2 protein-coding genes are annotated in these 7,303 nt (G+C 75.3%); both read left to right on the plus strand.

Annotated elements, in window-relative coordinates; genetic code table 11:
* Nucleotides 1-4,779 (plus strand): SDR family NAD(P)-dependent oxidoreductase (locus AB4039_RS40545; RefSeq protein ID WP_442273135.1); only part of this gene is annotated, 4,779 nt, incomplete at its 5' end.
* Nucleotides 4,780-4,810: 31 nt separating this feature from the next.
* Nucleotides 4,811-7,303: type I polyketide synthase (locus tag AB4039_RS40550; protein WP_442273136.1), on the plus strand; the 2,493-nt coding region annotated here is incomplete at its 3' end.

A 7,303-nucleotide genomic window follows, 5' to 3' on the forward strand; every position in this document is an offset into this window, starting at 1 on the left:
TCCCTGCTGGACGTGCTCCGCCAGAAGGACGGCGCGCCGGGCTTCGACCGGGTGGATGTGGTCCAGCCCGCGCTGTGGGCGGTGATGGTGTCCCTCGCCGAGCTGTGGCGGGCCAACGGCGTCGTTCCGGCCGCGGTCGTCGGTCACTCGCAGGGGGAGATCGCGGCCGCGGCCGTGTCCGGTGCGCTGTCGTTGGAGGACGCGGCGAAGGTGTCCGCGCTGCGGGCCAAGGCGCTGCTCGCCCTGGCCGGCAAGGGCGGCATGGTGTCGGTCGCCGAGACGGCCGATGCGGTGGTGGAACGTATCTCCGGCTGGGGTGAGCGGCTGGCGCTGGCTTCCGTCAACGGTCCGCGGTCGACGGTGGTTTCGGGTGCTCCGGAGGCTCTGGACGAGCTGATGGCGGTCTGTGAGGCCGACGGGGTGCGTGCCCGTCGGATCAATGTGGACTACGCCTCGCACGGTCCGCAGGTGGAGTCCATCCGTGACGAGGTCATCGGCCTCCTCGCGGGCATCGAGCCGCGGACCGCCGAGATTCCGTTCTTCTCGACGGTGACGGGGGAGTGGGCCGACGGTTCCGAGCTGGACGCGGAGTACTGGTACACCAACCTCCGCCGCACCGTCCGTTTCCAGGAGGCCATCAACGGCCTCCTGGAGCGCGGACACAAGGTCTTCGTCGAGACCAGCGCCCACCCCGTGCTGACCATCGGCGTCCAGGAGACCATCGAGGCCGCCGGCGCGTCCGCCGTCACCCTCGGCACCCTGCGCCGCGACGAGGGCGGCCCGCAGCGCTTCCTCGCCTCCCTCGCCCAGGCCTGGACCCACGGCGCCCCCGTCGACTGGCAAGCGGTCCACGCCGGCCAGGACGCCCGGCGGGTCGACCTGCCGACGTACGCCTTCCAGAACGAGCCCTTCTGGCCGGACCCGCTGCCGCCCTTCTCCGGCGACGCCACCGGCTTCGGGCTCTCGGACGCCGGACACCCGATGCTCGGCGCGGCCGTGAGCCTCGCGGGCGGCGAAGGCCTCCTGTTCACCGGCCGGATCGCCCCCGACACCCAGTCCTGGCTCGCCGACCACGCGGTCTCCGGCACGCCCCTCCTCCCCGGCACCGCCTTCGTCGAACTCGCCGTACGCGCCGGCGACGAAGCCGGCTACACCCTGCTGGACGAGCTCACCCTCGAAGCGCCGCTCGTCCTCCCGGCCAGCGGCGGAGTCCACCTCCAGGTGCTCGTCGGCCCCGACGGCGGCTCCGGCACCCGCCCCGTCACCGTCCACTCCCGCGCCGAGGACGCGCCCGCCGACCTGCCCTGGACCCGGCACGCCAGCGGCGTCCTCGCCCCCGGGGACCGCGCACCCGGATACGACCTGACCTCCTGGCCGCCCGCCGGCACCGAACCCGTGGACCTCGAAGGCTTCTACGACGCCGCGGCAGAGACCGGCTACCGGTTCGGCCCCGCCTTCCAGGGCCTGCGCGCCGCATGGCGCCACGCCTCCACCGGGGACGTGTTCGCCGAGGTCGCGCTGCCCGACGGCCACCAGGGCGAAGCGGCCGCCTACCTCCTGCACCCCGCCCTGCTCGACGCCGCGCTGCACGCCATGCGGCTCGGCGAGTTCATCGAGCTGACCGGCCAGGCCCGGCTGCCCTTCGCCTGGAGCGGAGTCTGCCTCCACGCGGCCGGCGCCGGCACCCTGCGGGTCCGCGTCAGCGCGGCGGGCACCGACACCATCGCGGTGGACGTCGCCGACGCGGCCGGCGCACCGGTCGCCACCGTCGACGCGCTCGTCCTGCGCCCCGTCGACACGGCCACCCTGCGGCAGGGCGGCGACGGCGGCACCGACGGACTGTTCCGCCTCGACTGGACGGCGCTGCCCACCGGCGCCGACGCCTCCGCCGCCGGGAACTGGGCCGTGCTGGGCTCCGGCGCGTCCGCCGTCGCCGCCGCGCTGGAAGGCGCGGGCGCGGTCGTCGACCGCTACGAGGACCTCGCGGCCCTCGCCGCCGCCGACGGCGCGGCCCTGCCGCAGACCGTGGTCCTCCCCTACGGGGACAGGACCGACGGCCCGGCCACCGGCTCCCACGGCGCCCTCCCCGAGGTCCACGCCGAGGCCGCCGCCCTGCTGGCCACCGTGCAGGAATGGGTGGCCGGGGAACGCTTCGCCGGATCCCGGCTGGTCGTCCTCACCCACGGCGCGGTCGCCACCCGTACCGGCGAGGACGCCACCGGCCTCGCGCACTCGCCCGCCTGGGGCCTGATCCGCTCGGCACAGGCCGAGAACCCCGGCCGGCTCCTGATCGCCGACCTCGACACCACCGAGGAGTCGGCCGCCGCCCTGCGGGGCGCGGTTGCCACGGCCCTCGTCCACGACGAGCCGCAGACCGCGCTGCGCGCCGGCACCGCCCTGGTGCCGCGCCTGGTCCGGTCCGGCGCGGGCACGGCCCTGCCGGTACCGGCCGGTGCCGCCGCCTGGGCCCTGGACACCACCGCCGCCGGAACCCTCGACCACCTGTCCCTGCTGCCCCGCCCCGAGGCGGCCGGAGCGCTGCCCGAGGGCGCGGTGCGGATCGCCGTGCACGCCGCCGGGCTCAACTTCCGCGACGTCCTCGTCTCCCTCGGGATGTACCCGGGCGGCGGGTTCATGGGCTGCGAGGCGGCCGGTGTGGTCGTCGAGACCGCCCCGGACGTCACCCACCTCGCCCCCGGCGACCGGGTGGCGGGCATGGTCCCGCACGCCTTCGGGCCCCTCGCCGTCGCGGACGCCAAGATGGTGGCCCGCATCGCCGAGGGCTGGTCCTTCGAGAAGGCCGCCTCGGTGCCCGCCGCCTTCCTCACCGCGTACTACGCGCTCGTCGACCTGGCGGGCCTGAAGGCCGGCGAACGGGTCCTGGTCCACGCCGCCGCGGGCGGTGTCGGCTCGGCCGCCGTGCAGATCGCCCGGCACCTGGGCGCCGAGGTGTTCGGCACGGCGAGCGAGGGCAAGTGGGACGCGCTGCGCGCGGCCGGTCTCGACGACGCCCGCATCGCCTCCTCCCGCGACGCCTCCTTCGAGGAGCGCTTCCGCTCCGCCACCGGCGGCGAGGGCGTCGACGTCGTCCTGGACTGCCTGGCCGGCGACCTGGTCGACGCCTCGCTGCGGCTGCTGCCGCGCGGCGGCCGGTTCGTCGAACTCGGCGCCACCGACGTCCGCGACGCCGGACAGGTGGGCCTCGACCACCCGGGCGTCCACTACCGCCGCTTCGACCTGGCCGAGGCCGGCCCGGAGCGCACCGCCGGGATGCTCGCCGAACTGGCGGGCCTCTTCGAGGCGGGCGCCCTGAGCCCGCTCCCCACCCGCACCTGGGACGTCCGCCGGGCTCCCGAGGCCTTCCGGTTCATGAGCCAGGCCAAGCACACCGGCAAGATCGTCCTGACCGTCCCGCAGGGCTGGGACCCGGCCGGAACCGTGCTGATCACCGGCGGAACCGGCACCCTGGGCGCCCTCCTCGCCAAGCACCTGGTCACCGAGCACGGCGTACGGCACCTGCTGCTGGCCGGCCGCCGCGGCCCGGACGCCCCCGGCGCGGCCGAACTCGTCGCGGAGATAGCGGAGTCGGGCGGTACGGCCGAGGTCGTGGCCTGCGACGCCGCCGACCGCGACGCGCTCGCCGCCGTCCTCGCCGCGATCCCCGCCGACCGGCCGCTGACCGGCGTGGTGCACGCGGCCGGGGTCGTCGACGACGGCGTCTTCGCCTCGCTGACCCCGGCCCGCATGGAGCGCGCCATGCGGCCCAAGGTGGACGCCGCCTGGAACCTCCACGCGCTCACCCGCGACCTGGACCTGCGCCACTTCGTCCTCTACTCCTCGGCGGCCGGCGTGACCGGGAACTCCGGACAGGCCAACTACGCCGCCGCCAACACCTACCTGGACGCGCTCGCCCACCACCGCCGCGCCCAGGGCCTGCCCGCCACCTCCCTCGCCTGGGGCATGTGGCACCAGACCAGCGAGCTCACCGCCGGACTCGACGACACCGACCTGGCCCGGTTCGGCCGCGGCGGCGTCACCCCGCTCACCGCGGAGCAGGGCCTCGCCCTGTTCGACGCGGCCGTGGACCGGGACGAGGCACTGAGCGTCCCCGTCCGGCTCGACCCGGCCGCGCTGCGCGACTCCGCCGGCGGGGCCGGCCTGCCCGCGCTGTACCGCTCGCTGGTCCGCACCCCGGTGCGCCGGGCCGCGGGCACGGCCGCCACCGCGGAACCGGACGGCTCCTCGCTCACCCGCAAGCTCGCCGGACTCTCCGCCGAGCGCCGCCGCGACGTCCTGCTGGACCTCGTACGGACCAACGTCGCGGCCGTCCTGGGCCACGCCAACCCCGGATCCATCGAGGCCGACCGGGCCTTCAAGGAGCTCGGCTTCGACTCGCTGACCGCGGTCGAGCTGCGCAACCGGCTCGGCGCGGCCACCGGACTGCGGCTGCCCGCGACCATCGTCTTCGACCACCCCACCCCGGTCGAACTCGCGGAGCACCTGCGGGACGAACTCGCCCCGCAGACCGGAGCGGACACCGCGGCGGCCACGGCCGGCACGGGCACGCCGGTCGACGAGGCACACCTGCGGCGGGCCCTGGCCACCCTCCCGCTGGCCCGGCTGAGCGAAGCGGGCGTCCTCGACACCCTGCTGCGCCTGGCGGGCAGCCCGGCGGCCGAACCGGCCACGTCCGACCACACCGGGGCACGGGAGGACTCGATCGCCACGATGGACCTCGACGATCTCGTGTCCCTGGCCCTGGACGGCGACAACCACTGATCCGCGAAGACGAGATCCGGAGATCACACCCATGAGCACCCCCTCGGAAAAGGTCGTCGAAGCGCTGCGGGCGTCGCTGACGGAGACGGAACGGCTGCGCCGGCAGAACCAGCACCTGGTGGACGCCGCGCACGAGCCGATCGCCGTCGTCGCCATGAGCTGCCGCTTCCCCGGCGGCATCGAATCCCCCGAAGACCTGTGGGAGTTCGTCGCCGAGGAGGGGGACGCGGTCTCCGGCTTCCCCGACAACCGCGGCTGGGACCTCGGCGACACGGGAACGGTGCGCGAAGCCGCGTTCGTCCCCGACGTCGACGAGTTCGACGCCGCGTTCTTCGGGATCTCGCCGCGCGAGGCCCTCGCGATGGACCCCCAGCAGCGGCTGCTGCTGGAGGCCTCGTGGGAGACGCTGGAGCGGGCCGGCATCGACCCGCTCCGGCTCAAGGGCAGCCAGACCGGCGTCTACATCGGCGCCTCCCAGCCCTCGTACGCCCAGAGCCTCGGCGACGAGGCCGAGGGCGCCGAGGGGCACCTCGTCACCGGCTCCGTGGCCAGTGTGATCTCCGGCCGCCTCTCCTACACCTACGGGTTCGAGGGTCCCGCGGTCACCATCGACACCGCGTGCTCCTCCTCCCTGGTCGCCGTGCACCTCGCGGCCCAGGCGCTGCGCCAGGGCGAGTGCTCGCTCGCCCTGGCCGGCGGGGTCACCGTGATGGCGTCCCCCGGCCTGTTCGTCGGCTTCAGCGCCCAGGGGGTCATGGCGTTCAGCGGCCGCTGCAAGGCGTTCGCGGCCGGCGCCGACGGCACCTCCTTCTCCGAGGGCGTCGGCCTGGTCCTGCTGGAGAAGCTCTCCGACGCGCGCCGCAACGGCCACGAGGTCCTCGCCGTCATCCGCGGCTCCGCCATCAACCAGGACGGCGCCAGCAACGGCCTGACCGCCCCCAGCGGCAAGGCCCAGCAGCGCGTCATCCGGGCCGCGCTCGCCAACGCCCGCCTCACCCCCGACCAGGTCGACGCGGTCGAGGCGCACGGTACGGGCACCACCCTCGGCGACCCCATCGAGGCCAACGCCCTGCTCGCCACGTACGGACGCGGCCGGCCCGAGGGCAAGCCGCTGTGGCTGGGCTCCATCAAGTCCAACATCGGGCACACCCAGGCGGCGGCGGGCGTCGGCGGCATCATCAAGACCGTCATGTCGCTGCGCCACGGGGTGCTCCCCAAGACCCTGCACGTCGACGCGCCGTCCCCGCACATCGACTGGGCCGCCGGCGACGTCGCACTCCTGACGGAGTCCAGGACCTGGCCCGAGACCGACCACCCGCGCCGGGCCGCCGTGTCCTCCTTCGGCCTCAGCGGCACCAACGCGCACGCCATCCTGGAAGCCGCCCCCGAGGCACCCCCCGTTCCGGAGCGGGAGGAGGAGCCCGCCCCGGCCCCCGCCGTGGGCACGGGCGGTCCCGTCCCGTGGGTGCTGTCCGGCAAGGGGGCGGCGGCGCTGACCGCGCAGACCGCCCGCCTGCGCCGGTTCGTCGGGGCGGACCCCGCGCTGCGCCCGCAGGACGTGGCGCTCTCGCTGGCCGCGACCCGCTCGGCGTTCGACCACCGGGCCGTGGCGCTCGGCTCCTCCCGCGAGGAGCTCCTCGCCGCGCTCGACGCGCCCGTCGTGGCCGGCGTCGCGGACGCGGGCGGCAAGACGGTGTTCGTCTTCCCCGGCCAGGGCTCGCAGTGGGCCGGCATGGGCGTCGAACTCCTCGACTCCTCGCCGGTGTTCGCGGCCCGCTTCGCCGAGGTCGCGGGGGCCGTCGAGGAGCACGTCGACTGGTCGGTGGAGGGGGTGCTGCGCGGGGACGGGGACCTGACCCGCATCGAGGTGCTCCAGCCGGTCCTGTTCACGGTGATGGTGTCGCTGGCCGAGCTGTGGCGGGCCGCCGGCGTGCGGGCCGACGCGGTGGTGGGCCACTCGCAGGGCGAGATCGCCGCCGCCGTCGTCTCGGGGGCCCTGACCCTCCGGGACGCGGCGAAGGTGGTCGTGCTCCGCTCGCGTCTGTTCGCCGACGAGCTGGTCGGCAACGGCGCCGTCGCCTCCGTCTCCCTGTCGCGCGCCGAGGCCGAGTCCCGGCTCGTCCCGTACGGGGACGCGCTGTCGATCGCCGGGATCAACGGTCCGAGCGCGGTGACGGTGGCCGGTGACGTGGCTCCGCTGGAGGAGCTGGTCGCCGCCCTGGAGGCCGAGGGGGTGCGCGCGAAGATCGTGCCGTCCACGGTGGCCTCCCACTGCGCSCAGGTSGASCSSCTSAAGGAGCGGATCCTGGACCTSCTGGGCTTCGTRSAGCCGCGGACCGGTTCCGTCCCGCTGTACTCGACCGTGACGGGCGAGGTGCTGGAGGGTCCCGAGCTGACGGCGGCGTACTGGTACGAGAACTGCCGCCGGCCGGTGTCCTTCGAGCCGGTCGTCCGCTCCCTGCTGGCCGACGGGTTCCGGGCGTTCGTGGAGTCCAGCGCGCACCCGGTGCTGACGTACGGGCTG

Origin of the sequence: Streptomyces sp. M-16, assembly GCF_052114405.1 — a bacterium.
Taxonomy (GTDB): domain Bacteria; phylum Actinomycetota; class Actinomycetes; order Streptomycetales; family Streptomycetaceae; genus Streptomyces.